The sequence below is a fragment of the Elusimicrobiota bacterium genome, from assembly GCA_016722575.1.
Taxonomy (GTDB): domain Bacteria; phylum Elusimicrobiota; class Elusimicrobia; order FEN-1173; family FEN-1173; genus JADKIY01.
Window position 1 is genome coordinate 1 of record JADKIY010000003.1, and the last position, 20,125, is coordinate 20,125.

20 protein-coding genes and 2 pseudogenes are annotated in these 20,125 nt (G+C 60.8%); 14 read left to right on the forward strand and 8 right to left on the reverse strand.

What is annotated here, in order from left to right:
- Nucleotides 1-1,127 precede the first annotated feature (1,127 nt).
- The 12 genes and pseudogenes from IPP68_08710 (at nt 1,128) to IPP68_08765 (ending at nt 9,999) form a co-directional block, all read left to right on the forward strand.
- Entirely contained in the window at nt 1,128-1,292 is a 165-nt protein-coding gene (locus IPP68_08710) for a hypothetical protein (GenBank protein ID MBL0350442.1), read from the forward strand.
- Between the two features lie 1,369 nt (nt 1,293-2,661).
- Nucleotides 2,662-2,826: a hypothetical protein gene (locus IPP68_08715; GenBank protein MBL0350443.1), complete on the forward strand. Its 165-nt coding sequence runs from the start codon at nt 2,662-2,664 to the stop codon at nt 2,824-2,826.
- Between the two features lie 621 nt (nt 2,827-3,447).
- Nucleotides 3,448-3,861, forward strand: coding sequence for a hypothetical protein (locus tag IPP68_08720; GenBank protein MBL0350444.1), 414 nt, complete (start codon nt 3,448-3,450; stop codon nt 3,859-3,861).
- Nucleotides 3,771-4,385, forward strand: coding sequence for a TonB-dependent receptor (locus IPP68_08725; GenBank protein ID MBL0350445.1), 615 nt, complete (start codon nt 3,771-3,773; stop codon nt 4,383-4,385). The genes IPP68_08720 and IPP68_08725 overlap by 91 nt, the downstream gene beginning before the upstream one ends.
- A 195-nt stretch (nt 4,386-4,580) precedes the next feature.
- On the forward strand, nt 4,581-5,270 hold the full coding sequence (locus IPP68_08730) for a hypothetical protein (protein MBL0350446.1): 690 nt from the start codon (nt 4,581-4,583) through the stop codon (nt 5,268-5,270).
- A 39-nt stretch (nt 5,271-5,309) separates the two neighbouring features.
- Nucleotides 5,310-6,290: pseudogene (locus IPP68_08735) on the forward strand (ATP-dependent DNA helicase RecQ).
- Nucleotides 6,203-6,505, forward strand: coding sequence for a hypothetical protein (locus IPP68_08740; GenBank protein MBL0350447.1), 303 nt, complete (start codon nt 6,203-6,205; stop codon nt 6,503-6,505). Before IPP68_08735 ends, IPP68_08740 begins: the two are co-directional and overlap by 88 nt.
- Nucleotides 6,506-6,980: 475 nt before the next feature.
- Nucleotides 6,981-7,297 (forward strand): annotated as a pseudogene (locus IPP68_08745) (hypothetical protein).
- 785 nt (nt 7,298-8,082) lie between these two features.
- Nucleotides 8,083-8,568: an amidohydrolase family protein gene (locus IPP68_08750; protein MBL0350448.1), complete on the forward strand. Its 486-nt coding sequence runs from the start codon at nt 8,083-8,085 to the stop codon at nt 8,566-8,568.
- Nucleotides 8,569-8,581: 13 nt separating this feature from the next.
- The gene (locus IPP68_08755) at nt 8,582-8,995 is read left to right on the forward strand and encodes a hypothetical protein (GenBank protein ID MBL0350449.1); all 414 of its coding nucleotides are present in this window, start codon (nt 8,582-8,584) and stop codon (nt 8,993-8,995) included.
- 37 nt (nt 8,996-9,032) lie between these two features.
- On the forward strand, nt 9,033-9,293 hold the full coding sequence (locus IPP68_08760) for a hypothetical protein (GenBank protein ID MBL0350450.1): 261 nt from the start codon (nt 9,033-9,035) through the stop codon (nt 9,291-9,293).
- The gene (locus IPP68_08765) at nt 9,223-9,999 is read left to right on the forward strand and encodes a hypothetical protein (protein ID MBL0350451.1); all 777 of its coding nucleotides are present in this window, start codon (nt 9,223-9,225) and stop codon (nt 9,997-9,999) included. The genes IPP68_08760 and IPP68_08765 overlap by 71 nt, the downstream gene beginning before the upstream one ends.
- Here the strand turns inward: IPP68_08765 and IPP68_08770 are convergent.
- The 3 genes from IPP68_08770 to IPP68_08780 all read right to left on the reverse strand — a co-directional run bounded on the left by IPP68_08770 (nt 9,996) and on the right by IPP68_08780 (nt 12,928).
- Nucleotides 9,996-11,330: a tryptophanase gene (locus IPP68_08770; GenBank protein MBL0350452.1), complete on the reverse strand. Its 1,335-nt coding sequence runs from the start codon at nt 11,328-11,330 to the stop codon at nt 9,996-9,998. The genes IPP68_08765 and IPP68_08770 overlap by 4 nt on opposite strands.
- Nucleotides 11,330-12,148: a ThiF family adenylyltransferase gene (locus IPP68_08775; protein ID MBL0350453.1), complete on the reverse strand. Its 819-nt coding sequence runs from the start codon at nt 12,146-12,148 to the stop codon at nt 11,330-11,332. The genes IPP68_08770 and IPP68_08775 overlap by 1 nt, the downstream gene beginning before the upstream one ends.
- 570 nt (nt 12,149-12,718) lie before the next feature.
- Nucleotides 12,719-12,928: a hypothetical protein gene (locus IPP68_08780; GenBank protein ID MBL0350454.1), complete on the reverse strand. Its 210-nt coding sequence runs from the start codon at nt 12,926-12,928 to the stop codon at nt 12,719-12,721.
- A 408-nt stretch (nt 12,929-13,336) separates the two neighbouring features.
- Here IPP68_08780 and IPP68_08785 point away from each other — a divergent pair, with 408 nt between their 5' ends.
- A complete protein-coding gene (locus IPP68_08785) occupies nt 13,337-13,588 on the forward strand; it encodes a hypothetical protein (protein ID MBL0350455.1) in 252 nt (83 codons plus the stop codon).
- A 1,211-nt stretch (nt 13,589-14,799) separates the two neighbouring features.
- Here the strand turns inward: IPP68_08785 and IPP68_08790 are convergent.
- A complete protein-coding gene (locus IPP68_08790; GenBank protein ID MBL0350456.1) occupies nt 14,800-15,687 on the reverse strand; it encodes a LysR family transcriptional regulator in 888 nt (295 codons plus the stop codon).
- A 105-nt stretch (nt 15,688-15,792) separates the two neighbouring features.
- Between IPP68_08790 and IPP68_08795 the strand changes: the two genes are divergently transcribed.
- Nucleotides 15,793-16,368: a bifunctional (p)ppGpp synthetase/guanosine-3',5'-bis(diphosphate) 3'-pyrophosphohydrolase gene (locus IPP68_08795; GenBank protein MBL0350457.1), complete on the forward strand. Its 576-nt coding sequence runs from the start codon at nt 15,793-15,795 to the stop codon at nt 16,366-16,368.
- 390 nt (nt 16,369-16,758) lie between these two features.
- Here IPP68_08795 and IPP68_08800 read toward each other — a convergent pair whose 3' ends face one another.
- The 4 genes from IPP68_08800 to IPP68_08815 form a co-directional block, all read right to left on the reverse strand.
- Nucleotides 16,759-16,941: a hypothetical protein gene (locus IPP68_08800; GenBank protein MBL0350458.1), complete on the reverse strand. Its 183-nt coding sequence runs from the start codon at nt 16,939-16,941 to the stop codon at nt 16,759-16,761.
- A gap of 3 nt (nt 16,942-16,944) precedes the next feature.
- Complete coding sequence (locus IPP68_08805; protein MBL0350459.1) at nt 16,945-18,150, reverse strand: hypothetical protein; 1,206 nt, start codon at nt 18,148-18,150, stop codon at nt 16,945-16,947.
- A 182-nt stretch (nt 18,151-18,332) separates the two neighbouring features.
- A complete protein-coding gene (locus IPP68_08810) occupies nt 18,333-19,214 on the reverse strand; it encodes a hypothetical protein (protein ID MBL0350460.1) in 882 nt (293 codons plus the stop codon).
- Nucleotides 19,215-19,419: 205 nt separating this feature from the next.
- Nucleotides 19,420-20,125, reverse strand: a 706-nt coding sequence (locus tag IPP68_08815) for a thermonuclease family protein (GenBank protein ID MBL0350461.1), incomplete at its 5' end; no start/stop codon positions are given.

Below are 20,125 nucleotides of genomic sequence, written 5' to 3' on the forward strand. Positions count from 1 at the left end.
AGGCCAAGGCCGTCACCTCGCTCAGCAACAATACGAAGTGGCCACCCCTGGAGGCCAAGGCGGCAGAACAAAGGAAACAGGCCCGAAATTCTTTTGGGAGAAGGCGAATCGACGCGCAAGCTTTTGGTCATGCAGGCCGACGGCGCCCTGGAGAAAAAATTGCAGGCCTATGTCAAAGCAAAATATTGGGCCGACGCCACCGCCTTTGAATGACTTAACCGTGGTCCCAGGCGTTTCCATGCTGGGAAGCGCGGACAGGAAGAGGCAGCAATAGAGTCACCCAAATGATGGAGATCACTTGGCCGCCAAGGCGGCGCATGATTTGCCATTGGACCTCAAAGCCTCCAAGCCTTAAGACGTTCGGCGGAGCCGCGGGACGATCGAAAAATCCCCCTCCAGGCCTTTGGTTTTCGTCGTTTTCGCCCCGCTCCCCGGCCGATGCCGGGCGGCGGGCACCTGTAGTCCACGCCCGGACGCCCGTCTCTTTTCCGCCATGGCCGGGGTTGACCTTTTACCATACAAATAACCCATGAGTATCCGGCCATGAACAGTTTAACCTCCCCAGAAGAAAATTTTCGTTTCATCGTCCACCAGGTTCACGAGATCGGCGTGCCGCCACGGTGCCGGGAAATCGCCCGGCGTTTTGATGTCGCCATCTAACCGTCCAGGAACCGTTTGGCGGCCCTGGATCGGAAGGGGCTGTTCGGCGGATGCAGGACCGGGCCAGGCCTGGCCCTGGCGGTCAAGCAGGATTGGGCGGAGGTCCGCTTGTGATCTTGGGACGGAGTGCCGGCGGGCTTCCCGTTGAAACCGTGGCCTCGCGGACAAACATTTCCCGTGCAGGAGATCATGAGGCGCCAATTTTATTTTGCGGGCCAAGGGGACAGCATGTCCCCCCCAAAATCGAGGACAACGATTTGTTGCTGGTCGGCTTCAGGAAAGAGGCCTGGAGGGCGATATTGTGATCGCCTACGTACCGGAAGAGGGCGAAGCCACGGTCAAACAGTTCCGTCGAGGGGACACGCGTCTTTCTTCAGGCTGACAACGCCGTCCGCCCCCATTCTCAAACCTGCAAGTGGCTGGCCGGTCAAGATACGACGGGTTGGCGAACGGGGTTGAGGTGAACAATGAGTTGGCTTCGCGATCAGATCCGGCAGGCGGCGGGGCGGTGGAGGACGCGGGGGCAAATCCCCGTCCGGTTTTTCCGGCGGGCCATCGACGAACGGTTGGCGGAACTGCCGCTCACCGAGTGGGAAACGCTCTTTTGGACCCGGGGACTGAACGCGGGTTGATCCAACTCAACAGCCACTGGTTCCGGCTCGACTCGGGACGGCAAACTTCCTTTAGTTTCTTCGTCCGGAACGAGGCGGCCTGCTGGTGGGCCTTCGTCGGAGTCGGTGACCCAGGCGGCGGTGAAGTGGCCCCTGGTCACCCATTACGGTTATCCCGGCCCGGGTGCGGTTCGAATCGATTTCCTGGACGTGGCCCTGCGGGACGAATCGCGGCGACGTGTCGCTCTACGCCGAAACTCAAGCCTCGGACCGGGTGCTGGAGCGACGGTTAACGAATCGTCCGCCTCACTCGCCGAGGGCCTCCCCGGCTGGAACTTCCCGAAGGCAAACCGCCGCCGGACGCTCCACAAAAAAGCCGCCCATATTTTGCGAACCCGCCCCTTGTTCTTTTGGGCCGTGTCGCCGGGGCGTCGGCCGGCCTATTCGGTCCACTTCCTGGGCGACGGCTTCCGCCTGAGTCCCCGCTCGGACATCCCCTCCACCGGGACGTGGATTTGTTTTCCGGTCTTCCCCGCAACCTTTGCCCCGCGGCGGTTCGATCCGCTTTCCCGGGAAGGCTTAGCGATTCAAAGAAATCGAGCCGCCGCGGCGAGGGCCCTCCGACTCCGTAAAAACAGCCATGTGGTCGCCAAACAGCGGATACAATAAAATTCCGAAAGCCGCCGGAGGCGTTCCACCGATCAAAGAGCAGGGACCCGGGCATCGTATAAAGCAGCAAAGCAAAGTCTCGCATCGAAAAATCGCGCGCCGCTTCAGGATCACCGCCAGGACGTAACGCCCCCACAAAACCGCGCCCGGGAGGAGATACGCCAGGCCAGGCTGGCCGGGAATCCGGCAACGCGCCAACGTTGGGTCAGCCAGATTCCGATCCAATAGAGAATCGACGCGTTGAGGAGGAAAAGGGTCCCGCGAAATAATTCCATGACCCCGTTGTGGTGGCGATACCACGGGCGAATGAGAATCGACCAGGGGAGGACAAGGCATACCAATCGGCGTCACCCGCCTTGACGGGGGCGCTCAGGCAGACCAAAAGATAGATCCCGGCGAAAAGAGATCCTGGAAGAGAGAAATATTTCATGGCGAAGGTCGATTTCGGGGTCGTGGCCAAGCCGTCGGACCCTCCCCGCTCTGAGGGCCGTCGAAAGGGTCGCCCGGCTATTGTAAAAAAGCCCCGACTCCCTTCGGTCCCTTCAAGAGAGCGTGCGAAAATCAAATAATGAATCCCTGAAGAAGAAACGGCAAAATCAATGAATTGCAAATACGCGTTGATCGGTTTAATTCTGCGGCCCCCGTTACCGGTTCGGGCGGGGAGGACGACGTTATCGTTCTTCCGCCGCTGGTGATCAGCGCGAAACGGGACAAAGACCCCGTGACCAAGCGGGACGTCACGAAGGAGGATCTTCGGCTGGTTCCCGGAACCCAGGGGGACCCGTTAAAGGTGCTTCAATCCCTCCCCGGCGTGGCGGTCGGGTCCGACGGGTCCAGCGACCCGGCGGTCCGCGGCACGGCGCCCATTGATAATTTACTACATTGACTTCAGACGGTGGGGTATCTTTTTCACACCGGGGACCTGCTCAGCGTTTTGAACGGCGACCTGGTGGATTCCTTTTCCATCTACCCCTCCGCCTTCGGGCCCGAATACAACAGCGGCCTGGGGGCCGTGATCGACGTGCGTTTGCGGGACCCCCGACGGGACCGGTGGGGCGCCAAACTGAACTTGAGCGCTTTTGAATCCGACGCCCTGGTGGAAGGCCCCGTGGGACCCCGCCAGGCGGTTTACGTCGCGGCCCGCCGGAGCTACCTGGACTTCCTGCTGCCAAATTCCCGGGCACCAGCGACATCGACGTCGTGCAATTTCCGGAGTTCTACGATTACCAGGGGAAATGGTTGTGGCAGAACCCGACTCACCGGTTGGTTTTCCAGACCAACGGCGCCTGGGACAAAGTGGCCCTGGACATCAAGAGCGATTCGGCCATCGCCAAGCGGGACCCCGCGTTGGGCGGTCGCTTTGCTCAAATCCAGGATTACCACCAGGAGGGCCTCGCCTGGACGTGGAGTGGGCCGTCGGTGACCAACGTGGCGGCCCTTTCCCACACTCAGACCATTCTGGACAATCGGGCGGGCGGTTGGGCGTCGTTCGCCTCAACAACCGCTGGTGGGACGGCGGGACGATCTGGCGTGGCGGCTGCCGGCCGGAAACACGCTGTCGTTGGGCGCCCACCACATTTACGTGCCCGTGGTCTTGAACGTGGACGTCCGGGTGGATTTTCCGTCGGAATTCGACCCTCCGCCCGATTTTACGAGCGCGCCTCCCCCGCAGCGAGTTCGGCACGCTTACATCAACGAAACCCTGGTGTATTTGAAGGACCGTTGGTCGCCCACGGCGGACCTCACGCTTTCGGCCGGCGGCCGGTGGGGTCGAAACGGCTATTTGAAGGAAAATTACGGCGAACCCTGGGCCGCGGGGAATGGCGGTTTTTGGGCGAGACCGCTTTCACCACCGCCTGGGGCGCTACCACCAGTTTCCGGAGGGCACCAAACCACGAAAATTTCGGCAACCTGGACCTGACCGCCCTGCGGGCCGAGCACGCGGTGGCGGGGCTAAACGGGAAATTGCCCGACGGATGGTCCCTGAATGTGGAAGTGTATCGGAAACGCCTGTGGAATCTGCCGGTGGAGGACCCGGTGCTGAATTTCGTGAACGGCGCCCGGGGCTGGCCCGGGGTGGAGTTGTTGGTGAAGAAGGACCGCACGGCCCGGTGGGCCGGGTGGTTCGCGGTTTCCCAATCCCATTCCACGCGGAAAAACGAACGGACCGGGCAGGAAGTCAATTTCAGCCAGGACCAACCCTGGGTTCTAAACCTCGTGGCCACCCGCCGGGTCGACCAATTTTATTCCGTTGGATTGCGCGCCCAGTATCACAGCGGCGCGCCGGACACGCCCATCACCGGGACGTATGTCGACGGCACGGGTCGGGTTCGGCCGGTACGGGCCCCCCGGTTCCGTCCGGCTGCCGGACTACCATCGAATCGACCTCCGGTTCAGCCGGACTTTAAAATGAAAGCGGGTTGGGCAATTTCTACCTCGATTTGATCAACGTCCTCAACCACAAAAACGTCGCCGGTTATTCCTATTCGGATGATTATTCTGGCCGGGAGAAAGTCACTCAACTCCCCTTCTTCCCATCGGTCGGCGTTCAGTTGTCTTTTTAAAGGAAACCCATGGACCCGTCGTTCGTTCCTCCTGTTTCGGAATCAACAAAACCCCGTCGTCGCCCACGGCGCTGAGGTGCTTCGGGGCACCTTCGGTTATGAATCCTTCCGCCCGGGCAGGAAAAAAATCATTAACGCGGTCCTGGCGGGCGGGACTGCATCGGCGTTCTGCCCACGGGCGGGGGAAATCCTGACGTTTCAAATCCCCGCCAAGCTCTTGGGCGGCACGGTCCTGGTCATCTCGCCGTTGATCTCGCCTCGCGAAAGACCAGGTGGACGCGTTGATTCAATCGGGTTTCCGGGCGGCGGTCATCAATTCCACGCTCAAGGCGGAGGAACGGCGCGAGCGGATGGAGGCCTTCGCCGGGGCGACTTCGAATTGGTTTACGTGGCGCCGGAAGCGCTGGAGGAGGGGTTCCGCCAATTTTTGGCGGCGTGTCCCGTTCGTTTGTTGGTCGTGGACGAGGCCCACTGCATCAGCCACTGGGGGCATGAATTTCGGCCGTCCTATCGAAATCTGCGGGGCCTGAAGGCCTTGCTGGGCAACGTCCCGGTCTTGGCGCTGACCGCCACGGCCACGCCGGGCGGTGGCCCGGGACATCCTTCAACAATTGAGCATGGTCAAACCGGAAGGGTTCAAGGGGTCTTTTTCCGGCCCAACCTGAGAATCACCTGCCAAAAGAAAGGCGGCGGCCGTGACACGAAAAAAGACCTTTGCGTTTTGTTCAGGGGCGCCCCGGCCAGTGCGGCATTGTTTATTGGCTGAGCCGAAAACGGTGGAGTCGACGGCGGCGTTCTTGAATTCCGCGGGGTTCGGGCGGCGCCTTACCACGCCGGGCTCTCGGACGAGGAGCGGCAACGGAACCAAAACGCCTTCGCCCGGGACGAAATCGACGTGGTCGTGGCCACGGTGGCTTTCGGCATGGGCATCGACAAGTCCAACGTGCGCTACGTGATCCACCGGGACATGCCGAAGAGCCTCGAAAATTATTCCCAGGAAATCGGCCGGGCCGGGCGGGACGGGTTGCCCGCCGAGTGCGTTCTTTTTTATTCCTGGGCGGACGTCATGGCCTACGAACGTTTCGCGGCCCTGGGGGGGGACGCCTCGTTGACCGCGGCCGCGAAACAGAAAACCGTGGAGATGTTTCGCTGGGCCGACCGTCCGGCCTGCCGCCACCGGGGCTCAGCGGTTTTTGAGGAGGAACTGGCGGATTGCGGGCAATCCTGCGACGTCTGCCGGAAAACAATCCTGGACGATTTGTTGCCCACCGTGTCCGCGCGGGCGGGGGACCGGACCCCGCCCCCGGCCGTCGGGCGGAAGTCGACGGGGGAATCTGGACGATCCGTTGTTTTTGCGGCTCAAGGCCCTGCGTCGCTCCCTGGCGGACGCCCAGGGCGTTCCCGCCTACATCGTATTCAGCGACGCCGTTCTTTTGCGATTGGCGGAGCGGCGCCCCCGGACGCCCGAGGAATTTCTGGGGATCGCGGGCATCGGTCCGGCCAAGCAGGCCCGTTACGGCGACGCCTTCCTTCGGGCGTTAAACGACTCCGAGGCCTAAAGGCAAGGCCCACCGTCCTTCGACGGTGGGCCCGCCGCGGGTGGCCGAATTCAGGGTTGCTTGAGGCTGTCCCGTTTGGCCTTGTTTTCCGCTTTCTGTTGTTCGAAGTGGGCCTGGGTGGCGCTTTCACCTCGTCCCGATGGGCTTTAATGGCGGCTTTCTTCTGTTCCTGGGTCAGGGAGCCGTCGGTCGCGATCTTTTCAAAAAACGCGACGCTTTCCTGGTAGCGGGTTTCCCGGTAGGCGTCGTTCTCCTTCCATTGGTTTTCGTGGAAGGCAATGAGGTCGGCTTTTTGAGTGTCGGTCAGCTTCGTGTTGGCGGCCAAGCGCTGGGTCAGGAAGGCCCGGCGTTTTTCGGTTTGTTCAGCGGCGAAGGCCGCGTTTCCTGTCAAAGGTCTCCTGTGATCTTTTACCGCGGCCTTTTTTCCTCCGGGGTTGCCTGAAGGCCGTCCCGAAAGGTTTTGTTCTCCGACTGTTGCTGTTGGCGATGGTTTTCCCAGGCGGTCTTCTGTTGGGTCCGGAACGCTTCGCGATCGTCTCGCTTTTGGCCGGGATCGGCCGCAAAAACCCGGAAGGGGCCAGGCAGGCGAATCCGAAGAGGAAACCATTGTTTTTCATGGGTTGCTCCTTTTGAACTTAATGGCACGCCTTGGCGCGGCGTGGGCCTTCGAACGTTTGGACGACCGCCGGTTCCAGAAAGTGTCGATTCGACGGATTCCTCCCCGGGTGCGCGGTTGATTTTTGTGTTTTGGACCCATCCTTGAATCGGAAGTCCTGCTCAAGAGCGATCAATGAAAACAGTTCTGCGCGTTGCCGGATGCGATCTCGAAGTCCTCGGCCCAATTCGTACTCGTTCGCGTGAGTCCGACGGGTTCGTCCGTGGAATCCCGGGAGACGCAGGCCCACGACGGCCGGCCCATGGCGGTTTTTGAGGAATGGCACCGGGGGGGCGGCACCGCTTCTCTCAACAAGGAATTGATCCCGGTGGCCAACCCGAAGGCAATGGACGTCGGCGACGTATTCATCCGGGGCAGGTTCCCTGGCCATGCCGTCTGAATTGTCGACTTGGCGGAAAATGCGAAGGGGGACCGGGTTTTTTGCTGGTCCAAAGTTATATGCCGGCCCAGGAGATTCACGTGCTGAATAATCCCGATCGCCGTTTAAGTCCGTGGTGTCGAGCGGGCGACTTGGACAAACTTGACACCCCGGAATGGATTTTTCATTGGTCCGACTGAAACGTTTCGCCGAAAGTGTCCTGACGAGGTTCCCCTCTCGATCCTTGGGATCCGTTGGCTTGCGCTCCCGGCCTTGGGGTCCTTCCATCGGTCCAGGATTGGATGGATTTTGAGGCGGCCGTCCGAAGCGGTAAAATCGATAAACGCGAAGCGCGGGAAAGGCGTCCCGGCGCACGCCTGGCAAAAAGACCGCGAAGTTGACCGGTGGGCGGAAGAATGAGTGGAATGTTGGCCATCGGTGCGTTGGATGGAAAAATGTTTGCCTCGATGGGCGGGGGACTTTGTTTGGTGGGGCGCATTGGGAAAAAAGTAAGCTGTCCCTCGTTGCGGGGGATGGCGGGGCGGGGCGGCCCAACTTTGAGGAGATGAAATGCTGATTACCAACGCGCACGTTCACTTGATCGAGCTTCAAAAGATGATTGAACTTCAGGGGATGTGCGACTGCCGGCGTCCATCTCCGTCCTTAAGATTTGGAATCCACGCTGCCTCTGTTGGCCCCGGAAGTCGCGCTTCGGCAAATGGACGAGGCGGGAATCGCGCGCTCCGTTCTCTACGCGGTGGAGGCGCCCATCGTCTACTCTTCGAACGAATACGTTTCCCTGTTGTGCAAAAATATCCCGACCGATTCATCGGTTTCGCGTCGGTGAATCCCTGGACCCGGCGGCCCCGGAGAAGCTGGAGCATGCGGTCAAATTTGGGCCTCAAGGGTTTGAAGCTGCATCCGCCCCTTCAGGGCTTTTCGCTAACGACCCGCGCGCCTTCTCGACCTGAGGAAGGCCCAGGCGTTGAACGTCCCCATCGTCTTTCACGTGGGCACCCCCTTCGGTTGCCTGTGCCGGTTGGAACACGCCTCGCCGCTCCTCCTGGATGAAGTCGCGGTGACCTTCCCGAAGCTCCGCCTCCTGATCACCCATCTCGGCACGTTGTGGCACAACGAGTCTTTTTGGGTGGTCGAGAAGAACCGAATGTCTACATCGACACGGCCGCCACCGACGGAAATCAAAACCATATTGACCCCGGACATCATCACGCGAATCGGGCCGGACAAAATCATCTTCGGCACCGACTCCCCCATGCCCTACGCGGGGAAAGTGCCCCGCATGAAAGAGTTCGTGGACGTCGTGAAATCCATCGAGGTGGGGGCCGACGTTCTGGCCGATATATTCCACAACAACTTCCTTCGACTGCTGGAGGGGGACGCTGCCGCCGGGCAAACGATCAACGCCAAGGACATGCTGGCGCGCCTGGCGGGGCCAGGGCGTCCCGGCTAAGGGGCTGGCCCCCATGTCGATTTTCTCCGCCCTCCGCCACCGATTGGTTCGGTGGGAGTACCAACGCCTGGCGGATTACCTCTCGAACGTCGACCCCGAGGCCATTGAAAAAGAAAGCGAACAACGGGTTTTGACGGCGTTTCGCCGCTGGACGCGCGCCGTTCCGGCCTATCGGGAACTGGCGTCGTTGCCGGCGGCCACCCTGGCGGACTTCAAAAGGAACGTCCCCGTGTGCGACAAGGAGTCCCACTTTCAGGGGCACGATTTGCGGAGTCTTTGTCCCGACGGGGACCTTTCCCGCGTTCGGCTTTTTTATTCCAGTTCGGGTTCGTCGCGGGTTTTCTCCTACGGGGGCGGAATCGTGGCAAGACCCCGGCGGTCGGCCTTGAACTGGAGTTCGTTCCCACGACAGCCTCTCGGTCTTTGACCGGAAAGCGCTGATCGTCAACGGCCTGCCGATGGGGGTGAAGGTCCACACCCGGACGATTCCGTTGATCGAAAGCGGGACGCGCGCGGATGTCGTGTGGGCGCTTTTGAAGAAGCTCAAAAATGAATTCGACCAGTTCGTCATTTTCGGGGAGCCGCTTTTTCTAAAGCATTTGATCGAAGGCGGAATCGAGGAGAACGTGCCCTGGCGGGAGTTGGCGGTCCACCTTGTCACCGGTTCCGAATACGTCGCGGAAAATTACCGATCGCCTCGGCGGATTCCTCGGCATCGATTTTGAAAACCGCGACACGGGCAGCATCACCATCAACTACGGCCTTTCGGAGATAGCCAACAGCGTCGCGCACGAGACGCCCGAGACGATCCTGGCGCGGCGGCGCGCCCACGCCGACCCCGCCCTGCGAAAAACCATTTACGGGACGGATACGCGGCTTTGCCCCGCTATCCTTCAGTACCACCCCTACCAGAATTACCTTGAAACCCTCGGGCCGCCGGGGGAAACGGGGGAGTTGGTGGTGACCACGCCCGACGCTCAAAAAAACTTTCCCCTGGTGCGTTACAACACCAAGGACGCGGCGCGGCTCGTCGGTTACGGGGCGTTCGATCGACGTCTTCGGGAAGCGGGGCTGGAGTCTCGGCGGCCGCGGTTTCGGCTTCCTTTCGTTTTCGGCTGGGGCAAGGTCAAGGCCCTGACGACAACGTTCGGACCCCTGTACGCGGAAGAGATCAAAGAAGCGCTTTACGCCGACCCGGAGGTCGCTGCCCGATTCACGGGACGGTTCCGCCTGCGGATGGGCGAGAACCGCCCGACGCTGATTCTTCAACTTCGGCCGGGGGTGAAAAACGGGGACGGGCCCTCGGCGGGGGTGGCGAAAGGGCTTTGCGTTTACACGGCCGCGGAGATCGCCGTGCGGGCGATTCCTTTTTCGGAGTATTCCGACGGGTTTGCGCCGGACTTCGACCGCAAAACCGTTTACATCGACTAAAGCCGTTCGTATTCCGCCAAATAGTCCCCGGTGCGGCAATCGGGGCGGCGGGTTTGTTTCAGCCCCGGGATTTCCCGCCGCCGACTCCAAAGATCCGCCACGCGGCCCGCCACCCATTTCATCGTCCCGGGATTGTAATGCCCCAGGGGGATCGCCAGGCGGATCATCCGCACGCCCTTGGCTTCTTGCTCGGGCGTCAGCATGTTCTCGGCGGCCAGAATGCCGGACTCCAAGTAAAGCTGGTACAAAAAGGCGCGCTCCGGGTGTCGGTCTTTGGGCAAACAGCCCAAAAGCCCGGCGGTGTCGATGAAGACCGCGTAGCCGGCGGGGGGCGACACCACGGGAACTCCCGCGGCTTTTAAGCGGGTCCAAAGCTCCCGGGCGTTCCGGACGCGGCGGCGCAAGAGCTTTTCGCTGCGCAGGGATTTTCGCAGGACCGAATACAAACGGGCCTTGGCGTCGACCGATAGGCCCTCGCCGACCAGCATCAAGCGGTCTTGGAATTTGAAGTGAAGGTCCTCGCGGCGGGTCGCAAGGAACCCGCCTACGTCCACGGGGAAGTCTTTGGTGGCGCTCATGGTGCAGCCGTCGGAATGGGAGCAGAATTCCCGGACAATGTCGGCGATGGAACGTTGGGCGTATCCCGGCTCCCGTTCGCGGATGAACCACGCGTTCTCCCGCAACCGGCAGGCGTCGATGAACACGAGCGCCCCGACCGATCGGGCGTATTGATGCACTTCCCGGATGTTTTGCATCGACACGGGGTGCCCGCCGACGGCGTTGACGGAGGTTTCGACCATGACGTAGGCGATCCGGTCGGCGCCGTGGTCGCGGACGAACGCTTTTAGAGCCTCCAAATCCAAATTGCCCTTGAAGGGATGGTCTCCGTGGAGGTCGTGGGCCTCTGCGACCGGAATGGCCCGGGGCTCGGCGCCGAGAACCTCCGGATGCAGGCGGGTGGTGGGGAACAGCAGATTGTGCAGAACGACTTTCCCCGGCGCGGCGAGCGTCGAGGCCAGGACCAGTTCGGCCGTCCGCCCCTGGGCCGCGGGAAGGACGTGCTCGTAGCCGTAGCCCTCCTGGAACAGAGCCCCCAAAGACATGAAGTCGGACTCGCGCCGGCCTTTGCCGGAGGGGAAGCGGGCGGTTCCGGGAAGATGCATGAGACTGTCCGTCACGAGGTCGACGCGCGCCAGTTGGTTGGTGATCAGGTGCGTGTTGCCGTGAACGCCGTTCAGCACCTCCCGGCGCGCGGCGCGGGAAAAGCGCACCGCCAAGCGCATGAGGCCCAGGCGATGCAGCCGCAGAAACAGCGCGCCCGGTTTGTCCACTATTTCTTAACGGCGCCGGGAATCCGCCCCTCCATCGGGTCGTAGAACCGGAAGTTCGGCGCCAGCGCCAAGGAGCCCCAGCCGGTTAAAACTTTAAAGATTTCGTTGGCCATAAGAACGCACGTCAGCCAGACCATGGGCGCGAGCGTCGTGCCTTCCCCTTTTTGCATGAGGCGTTCGACGGTGGGCGGGGGATAGTATTCGGCCAGGCCTTCGACCCCCTGCAATTGCCGGAGGGAATGGAGAATCAATTCACGGCTCTCCTGGTCGGAAATGCTCGCCACGGCCCGGCCGATGGTCGGCAAAGCGTAGACTTCCTCCAGAGTGGGCGTGTCGGCCGTGAAAACGCGGACGTTCCCGTACGCCACGGCCCATCCCTCGATCAGCGGGATCTTTTTGGCCCGGGCCGCCCGGCTAAGGGTCACGATGGCGCGAATGTCGTCGATGCTGAGAGCGACGGCGTCGACGCCTTCCAGAACCTCGCCGATGTTTTGGTCGGTCATTGTGAGGTATTTGCGCGTGCGGATGGCGGGGTTGATTCGGCGGAGGAACTCCTCGGTTACCTCTGTTTTCAGCCGACCGTTGGTGTCCGTGAACGAATAGATCTGGCGGTTGGAATTGGTGGGTTCAAAGGTCCCGTGGTCCACCAGAACAAAGGATTCGACCCCCAGCCTGGCCAGATTTTCGACGACGACACCGCCCAGACCGCCGAGCCCGCAGACGGCCACGCAAGCTTTGCGGAGGATTTCCTGGTCTTTTTCCGTCAGCAAACCCATGTTGCGATTGACTTGTTTTTGATAGTGATCGGACCAGACCATACGGCCTCCAATGGGGAATTTGCGATGCTCCATCATGTCACGTTCGGGAGGGGAAATCAACGTCGCAAATCATGCCCGGAATCCATGGTGCGGGTCTCTGGCCCGCAACCAATCGGGGGATTTTTTCCAATGGATCCAAACGACTTTCGAGGCGTGTCGGCCTGTTCCCAGGCGCACCGATCTGACGCGGGATTTCCAAAACAACGATCGAATCAGAGTTGTGGGCCAGGGATCCCATGACGCGGGGGGGAGACCGTTTGACCATACAGCCAGGATTGGACGCCGTATGAGATTCGAAGGGCAAGGTGGAGCGGAGACTTCTTTCCGGCCCCGGGGCGGGGGTTTTCTCGGGGCGGGATTTAATGGGGGCCAGCCTGTCGATGGCGAAGCCCCGCGCCATCACTGATGATCGCTGTCCCTTCGTCGCGCCGCGCGGGGAGAGTTCCGCCGACGATAATGGTCGACGGTCAAAAACCGGCGGACCCCTCACCCCGACGCTCTCCCCACGGACGGGGAAAGGGGGACGTTGATTCTTTTATAACTTAATATAGGGGAAACCCCCCCCAAACGTTATTTGGATTTCCAACGGGGGGCAAATCGGACCAGGTAGGTGAAAAAATGGGCCAGGATTTTGTTTGTCCCGTGGGCGACCATGCCTTCGTAGCGACCGCGTTGGAATTCTTTTAGGTCAGGGCCTTCGTAACACAATTTCCCGTTCTTAAAACAATAATTGCAATACCGGTCCGACTCCCGTCGGGCGGGATCTTTGTTGAACGGCATCAGGCAAGATTCGCAGGAATTTTCATTTGAAAAATGGCGAACGGGCGGCCCCTCCTTCGGAGCCGGGGCCTATTCGGCCGGTCGCAAACGCCTGCCACTGGCAGGCGGGACCCACGCGGCACTTCCGCTAGCGCGGTCGGGATTTTCCTCTTTCCCGCGATTTCGCGGCTCCTCCGAGGACCGGCCCTGGTGGCCGAAAACCTGCTGCGGCACGAAAAGGAGATTCCGCTGTTGTTCCTTTGCTGCGACGGGTCGCCGATCGATGATCGGAAATTAAACGCTTTCGCCTCCCGCGGACGCCGGCCCGATCGTCACGCGGCGGTCGGGAGACAAAGGATCCGCTTTCCGGGAGAAATCGAGGAAAAATCCTAACGGTCGTTGAGTCAAACGATTGTGGAGAGGCGGGGTGTGGCGGGCAAGAGTGCGGAAAGGAAAACCGATGAGATCGGCGATCAGGCCCGGAGGGGGTTTGGTCGCCCGAGGGTGGGAAAACCCCGGAAGAGCCACCTTCTTCCCCGGGGGGAAACAGCAAATGGCGGAAAAACAGACACGGTTGCAACCATTGTTCCACTGACGTTCCCCAATATCGCGCACGAATACTGGGAAAACTACCGCCTGACCGGGGACTATTACCTGCCGGAATACAAGGGGAGGGATTGAAGCCTCGGTGTGATTGCGACCACGATTGCGGCCCCGCTGGCCTTGGGGGCCACCCCAAGGCTTGGCCCTGGCGCGGCGCAGGAAGCCGCGCCCTACCTTGCGGGCAGGACCCGGATTGTGGGGCCTTGTCTGCCGATTCAGCCAACACATCGTCGGCCGAAGGCCCTCCTTTTCGTCCCGCTCCGTTTCTTTTCCGTCATTCGACCATTCCCTTTGACCGTCGACCGCTATCGCGGGCGGAACTCTCCCCGCGCGGCGCAACGCTGGGACAACGCCGTGCGGCGATGGCGCGTCGCTCCGTCATCGCCGCGCTGGCTCCATTAAAACCCGAACCCGGAAAACCGAAAGCCTGGGGCTGGAAAAGAAAGAAGTCTCCGCTCCGGTTGATTCGTCCTTCCGGAAAAAACCCCAGCGCTGGGCGCTTCGGTTGATCGTCCCACCCCGGGGCGCTCGCCGCGCGTCGGCAGGAGAACCCCCGCCGCCGCCCGGCTCGCTCGGTCGCCCGGGCGATTGGACGGTTGCCGCTCCGCCTGATTCGACAAAACCGGGTCGCTCCGCCGCGTCGGCCTAGAACGCCGCCGCACCTCCGCTCCGTCGCCCCCGCCCCCGCTGGGCGGCCCGCTCCGTTCGCTGGGGAAGGCCAAGCCCTGAAGGTCTTGCCCTCGCCCTCCCGGTCCAGGCGCGCGCAAAGGTAGCAAGGCGGGCTCGGGCATATTTAGTCGTCCCCGGGGTCAAAAAACAACCCCGGGGCCGAACGTCAAGAACATTCGCGGGCCCAGCCTTGTCCCCAAGGCCCGGCCTATTGCGCCGTCGCGCCTCGCGCGTGGGCCCGCTCACAACAACTGCCAGCGGTGGCCAGCCGACGGCCACCGCCCCGCCTGTCTCTCGTCATGGGTTCAGTCAGGGGGTGGCAACAAAAGACCGTGCTTGGCGGTGGCCTCCGCTAGCCCCGGCTCCATTGCGCCGCCGTGCACGCCAAACAACGGCGCGCACGTGACCGCTGCCGGGGCTGCCAGGCCTGGAGCGGCCCCCCTCCCCCCAATACCGCGGCCAACTACTGGCCGCATTGGGCGGGATAGGGGGGCCTTGCCTGGCTGGTGGCCCCCCAACCCCCCGGGTTCCTTCCCACCAAAATCAAACCCCATAAACAAAAGCGGGCGCAAGATTCGCGCCCGCATTCAGTCCCCAACCACGACTACCACCCACTCAAATCAAACCGGGTATCCTGGGTCCAACTTCTTGATCAATCGCTTCGCCGCCTCGGATAAAACCCCGCCTCGCCGCGTCACCACGCCGTATCGGTCATAGCCAAATAGATGCCCCGCCCGGGCGATCGCCAGGTCCTTTTTATCCGCTTCCGTCAGGCATATGGACGGTATCACCGCCACGCCCAGCCCGTTTTTGGCGTAGGTTTTAAGCACCTCCCAACCGCCCGCCTCAAGCCCCACTTCCCAGGTCAGGCCCGCCTCGGTCAGTTTGCCCTCCACAATCCGGCGCGTCGTGGAGTGCCCGTCCCCCGTCAAAAGGGGATAACCTGCCAGGTCGTCCAGGGTCAGCTTCTTAAGTTTCCCGATTGGGTGCCCCTTTTCGCCGATGACCATCCGCTCAAATTCCATGGTCGGGCGATAGGCCGCCCAGGCGGGGGCGCGCTCCATGGAGCGGATTCCAAAGTCCAATTCCCCGGACCGGAGCATCTCCAAGGTCTGTTCCGCCCTCTGGCAATAGAGGGACACTTTCACCCCCGGGTTTGCCTTCCGAAAGTCTCTTATGAACTTGGGCAGGAGATAAAGCATCACCGGCTCGCCCGCCCCGATCCTTACACGCCCACGCATCTTGCCGTCGCCCAGAGGGGCCAGGACCTCTTTCATCTTCTCCCAGTTCCCCAGAAGCGGCCCGGCGGCCTCGGCCACGGCCTCTCCGGCGGCCGTAAGAATCGTTCGCCGCCCGTGCCTTTCAAAGAGCTTCGCCCCCAGTTCCTTTTCCAGCCGCCGGACGGCCACCGTCACGCTGGGCTGGGTGCGAAAGAGGCTCTCCGCCGCCCGGCTGAAGTTTCCGGTCTTGGCCACCGCCACGAAGGACTTTATCTGTTGGATTTCCATGGGCTGTCCATATTATGCAATAAGTCTATAGTAAACATAAAAACTATTCATTTGTTTTATTCCATCAACCGGGCTAAACTGGGAGTGACAAAGGAGGACACTTCAATGAAACCCACAAAGCTGACCCCCCGGTTCGAGAGAGCCCTCGCCATGGCCCACCGCCTTCACAAGCGCCAGACCCGGAAATCCACGGGGATCCCCTACATATCGCACCTGCTGGCCGTCTGCTCCCTGGTTCTGGAGGACGGTGGTAACGAGAACGAGGCCATCGCGGCTTTGCTCCACGACGCCGCCGAGGATCAAGGCGGTATTTCTACCCTAAAAAGGATCAAGAAGGCCTTTGGCCCCACCGTGGCCGACCTAGTGGCCGGCTGTTCCGACACCTTCCAAACGCCCAAACCGCCCTGGAAAGCCCGCAAGGTGGCTTACCTGAATCATCTGGCCAAGGCCTCTCCCTCCATCCAGTGCATCGTCGCCGCGGACAAGCTCCACAACATCCGTTGCACGCTTCACAACCTGCTTCGGGAGGGGGGGAAGGTTTGGGATCGGTTTTCGGCGGGGAGGGGGGACCAGCTTTGGTATTACAAAAGCGTTCACCGTATTCTCGCCCGGGCGGGCCGCTCCGGCCATGTTCGGGAGTTGGGCGAGACGATTGACCGTCTTTCAAAAGTCAGGGCTTAAGGAGGCCGACTTCCATGACTGATGAGGAGAAAAAGGAGGGCGTTCCACCCGATAGCAAATCCACGGTGGCACGTTCAAAGGCGCCGACTATGACGGAGGAGGAAAAAGAATCGTCGCGGTTGTTGGAGGAGTTCTTGCTTGAAAATCTAAGGAAGGCTCGGTAGGGAGGGGGTGGCGGCGGGCCGTGGTGGTGCATTACGACAGGCCCATCCTACAGTTAGCCTGGTTTCAGGCGTTGCTGCTTTTTTCTCGTTCTTTTAAAAAGTAGCGCCAAGCCTGGTCAATTTTTTTGTAGTTGATTGCTCGGCTCTTGCCCAGGTCAAATGTCATGTCGGGTTCGGTTTTCTCCCCTTCCCAATGGGCAACCCAATTACCGTCTTTTGCGACGTTTCATTTTGAAAAACGAGGTTCGCTGTGTCCGACGTTAAATTCGTCGATGCCACCCTTCTCGAGCAGTTCCGCGCCAGCTTCCGTTCCAGCTTCAATCCATTCAAATCTTTTCCCGGATTGCCTCGGAATGAAAGCGGTTTCCTTTTCCCGATCAATATTGATGTGCCATGTGGCAGTTGACATGCCTTACCGCCTTTCCGTGCCAATGTATTTCTTAACCATATCCCGGTATTTCCCTGAGTCTACAAATCCATTTTTATCAAGGGGGGGGGGGGGGGGGGGGGGGGGGGGGGGGGGGGGGGGGGGGGAGACATATATTGTTTCATTCCGCTCCGCGACATCGATCGCCTTGTCCACGCCTTTTTGCACTCCCCAGTAATTGTCCCCGTGTTTTACAACGTCATGAAGGTTTGCCCCGCCGATGTTTCTGTAGCTGGTATTGATCCTATTCCCCAGGTCCAGTGAATGCGACTCCGGCAAAACCTTCTTGTCTTTGACTACGAACGCTAAGTCCACATCAGAGACGACACGCTCACCATTATCTAGGAGACGAACACCGTTTTTGTAGCTCTTCTTAATGGTCGCATCAAGCGGTTTTGAAGGGTACTTGTCGTCTAGGAAATTCGCACCATAAGCCCGCTTTCGGACACCTACGACCTCACCATCTCCCAAAGCATTTACAATGGATGTTTGAAGTTTTTTTGTAAGTCCACTTTCCAGGGCAGGGGCAAACGCATCGGGAATAGTTGTTCCTTTCCCGATCCGCACATGACCCGCTTCCCCCAGGTTGTCCCAAAAGGCCTTTATGTTGCTCCCGACTTTTTCGATTTGATTGGCCGTCCGGCTCCACAGCCCGGGCCGGGCCTCCATCGGCGTTCGGGTGAATCCCAGAAAATCGGCGGTGGGGCTGTAGCGCAGGGTCATGCCCATGTCGGGGGCTTGGATGTGAAGCTCCCGCGTCCCATCGGGCTTCGTCACGATCACGTTCACCCGTTCCGGGGAGTCCAGCACCGACTTGGTGATTAGTTCCCCGATGGCGTTGAACTCCGCCGCGGTCAGGCTTTTGGGGTCGGTGGTGATCAGGTGCCGAACGGCCGTGGTTTCAATGGGCGGGGGGGATTTGATCAGCTTTTCGGTAAATCCATCAAATTGCCCCTCGCTGAACTGGGCGGCGTAGCCCAGGGAGGCGCTCTCCACCTGCAGGTGAACCACGCCGCCTTTTTCAAAAGAGACGTTGGCCCGGTCCGGGGCCTCCATCAGGCGGTTTAGGACGGTCCGCCCCACGCCGTTGGCCTCGCCCATGGTCGCCGTTTGGCCCAGGGGGGTGTTCCGGGCCATCCATTCCCCGGGTTCGTTCAGCCCAACAGAGCCGGGTTTAAGGGCGTTGTCCAACAGGCGGGCATCCACCGCCATGCGCGCCCCCTGGGGAGCTTCGCTCCGGGGGCGTTCGCCCCTTGGCGCTCCGCTTTGCGGCGTGGCTTCCATCGGTCGTGTGCTCTCTGATTCGAAGCGCATCGCCCCCGCGCTGGGCGCCATGGCGGCGCACAGGGCCAGCGCCAGCAGGGGGCGGGGGGTTATAGGTTTTTCCACAGTTTCTCCCCGGCGGGGGTTTTGAATAGGTCAACAAACCCCATCCCCCGCGCCTTGGTTTGGTATACCTCTGCCTTCCGGTAGTGGTCAAGGGCCTCTTTGCCCTTGGCCAGGGCGCTCATGTTGGCGTGGTAGGTCGCCAGGTCGGCGTAGCAGTCCGCGCAGGCCGGGTTCAGCGCCACGGCGTTGTTCAGGAAATACAGGGCTCTTTCATCGTGGCCTTGTTTCAGGTGGTCCAGGCCCAGGTTGGCCATTAGGACGCCCATAAACTCCCGCCGGGTCATGGTCTTCATGTAGGCCCCGCTGGCCAGGCCCGTTTCCCCGATTGCAAAGTCTTTGACATACATCTCGTCCGGGTGAAGCACGGCCCGGTTCGTCGGTTCCATGTTCAGATAGGAGCCGTCGGGCTCCACATACCGCAAAAAGGAATGGGCCGGGGCGGACACGGGGTAGATCGGAAACCCCAGCCGCTCCGCCACCGCCATGTAGAGGGTGGGAAGGGATGTGCAGTTCCCCACCTTGGTGTCCAAAAGGTGGTTTAGGTAGTCGGGCGTGTTGCTCCCCTGGCGGACGGCAGTGCTGTCATACCCGTAGCCGTCCTCCGTGTAAATCACCTGGTTGAGCGCCCCGATCCTCCGCCGCGTGTCTGTGGAGTCCCCAACGTAGGTTCTAACACGCTCCGCCAGGGCGTCGATCTTGGCGGAATAGGCGGTAATGTCCAGGTCGGGGTAAATGTCCTTGGCTAGGGTGAGTGCGGCAAGGCCGATATCAATCTTGTCTTCGGGAAGGGTGACTAGGTTTTCAATGGCGCTGTTTCTGTGGTGCAGGGACTTGGAGGCAAATGCTAGGGAGCCGCAGACGGCCACGGCGGCCAGGAGAAGCGCCGGGGTTCGCCATTCTCGGGGATTTGTCGGGGAGGATTCGTGCTCGCCGCCCCATCGGATGGGGGGGAAAGGCGACTGCTCATCGGTCCGTGGCGAAAGACGCTTTTTGAGGGCATAGCCTTGAGTGCTTTATTTTATGTCGGGGGAGTCACACCGGAAGTGTCCCTTATTCTACCACGGATTTCCCTTAATACACCCTCGCCAGCCCCCGGTCCAGCAGTTCCTGGTTCAAATAGCGCCCATCGGTGTAAATGTCGTCCTTCTCCATCGTGTCGTCCAGGGAATAGAAGACGTGCCCCAAAAACCGCCCGTTAATATCCACCTTCGTTGTCCGTAGCATGATGAAGGGCACCCGGGCCAGTTGGTTTCGCACATATTCCGCCGCTTCCCTGCCCTCGTCCGTTATGAGTTCCGCGCAGTCTATCCCCGCCAGCCGGATTCGCTCTTTCTTTTTGATTTCAAAGCCGCAATCCACGTCCACCAGCAGGGTGTCGCCGTCCACCACGTTTAAAACGTAAGCCTTGAAAACGTAGGTCGCCCCAACCGGGCGGGGGAGTTTCTTTGCCTTTTTCCCCGTCTTGTCGTCGCTGTAGGTGTCGCCCTGAACGGCTTTTAGCAGTTGGTCGCGGGTCCAGTGCTTTTCTTCGGCAACCTTGGTGTAGTAGTCCCGTTCCTTGGGGTCCTTCACTGTCAGTAGCACGCGATAGTGGGACCAGGAGAGGTATTCGCTGTCCGGCACGGTTTTGTAGGTGTCGTGGAACTGGACGCACCGGTACAGGGTGGTCATGTCCGTCCGCATGTCCTCCGCCAGGCGCTCCATGACGGCTTTCTCGTATCCGGCGTTGGCGGTCAACTGCTCATCACCGATCCGCCCGCCGATTTCCCAATAGGTT

Excerpts from the sequence above, each read along its gene's own strand:
- IPP68_08710 (MBL0350442.1), top strand. The coding sequence starts at position 1,128 with ATGAGTTGGCTTCGCGATCAGATCCGGCAGGCGGCGGGGCGGTGGAGG.
- IPP68_08740 (MBL0350447.1), top strand. The coding sequence starts at position 6,203 with ATGGGCTTTAATGGCGGCTTTCTTCTGTTCCTGGGTCAGGGAGCCGTC.
- IPP68_08755 (MBL0350449.1), top strand. The coding sequence starts at position 8,582 with ATGTCGATTTTCTCCGCCCTCCGCCACCGATTGGTTCGGTGGGAGTAC.
- IPP68_08775 (MBL0350453.1), bottom strand. The coding sequence starts at position 12,148 with ATGGTCTGGTCCGATCACTATCAAAAACAAGTCAATCGCAACATGGGT.
- IPP68_08780 (MBL0350454.1), bottom strand. The coding sequence starts at position 12,928 with ATGCCGTTCAACAAAGATCCCGCCCGACGGGAGTCGGACCGGTATTGC.
- IPP68_08790 (MBL0350456.1), bottom strand. The coding sequence starts at position 15,687 with ATGGAAATCCAACAGATAAAGTCCTTCGTGGCGGTGGCCAAGACCGGA.
- IPP68_08795 (MBL0350457.1), top strand. The coding sequence starts at position 15,793 with ATGAAACCCACAAAGCTGACCCCCCGGTTCGAGAGAGCCCTCGCCATG.
- IPP68_08800 (MBL0350458.1), bottom strand. The coding sequence starts at position 16,941 with ATGTCAACTGCCACATGGCACATCAATATTGATCGGGAAAAGGAAACC.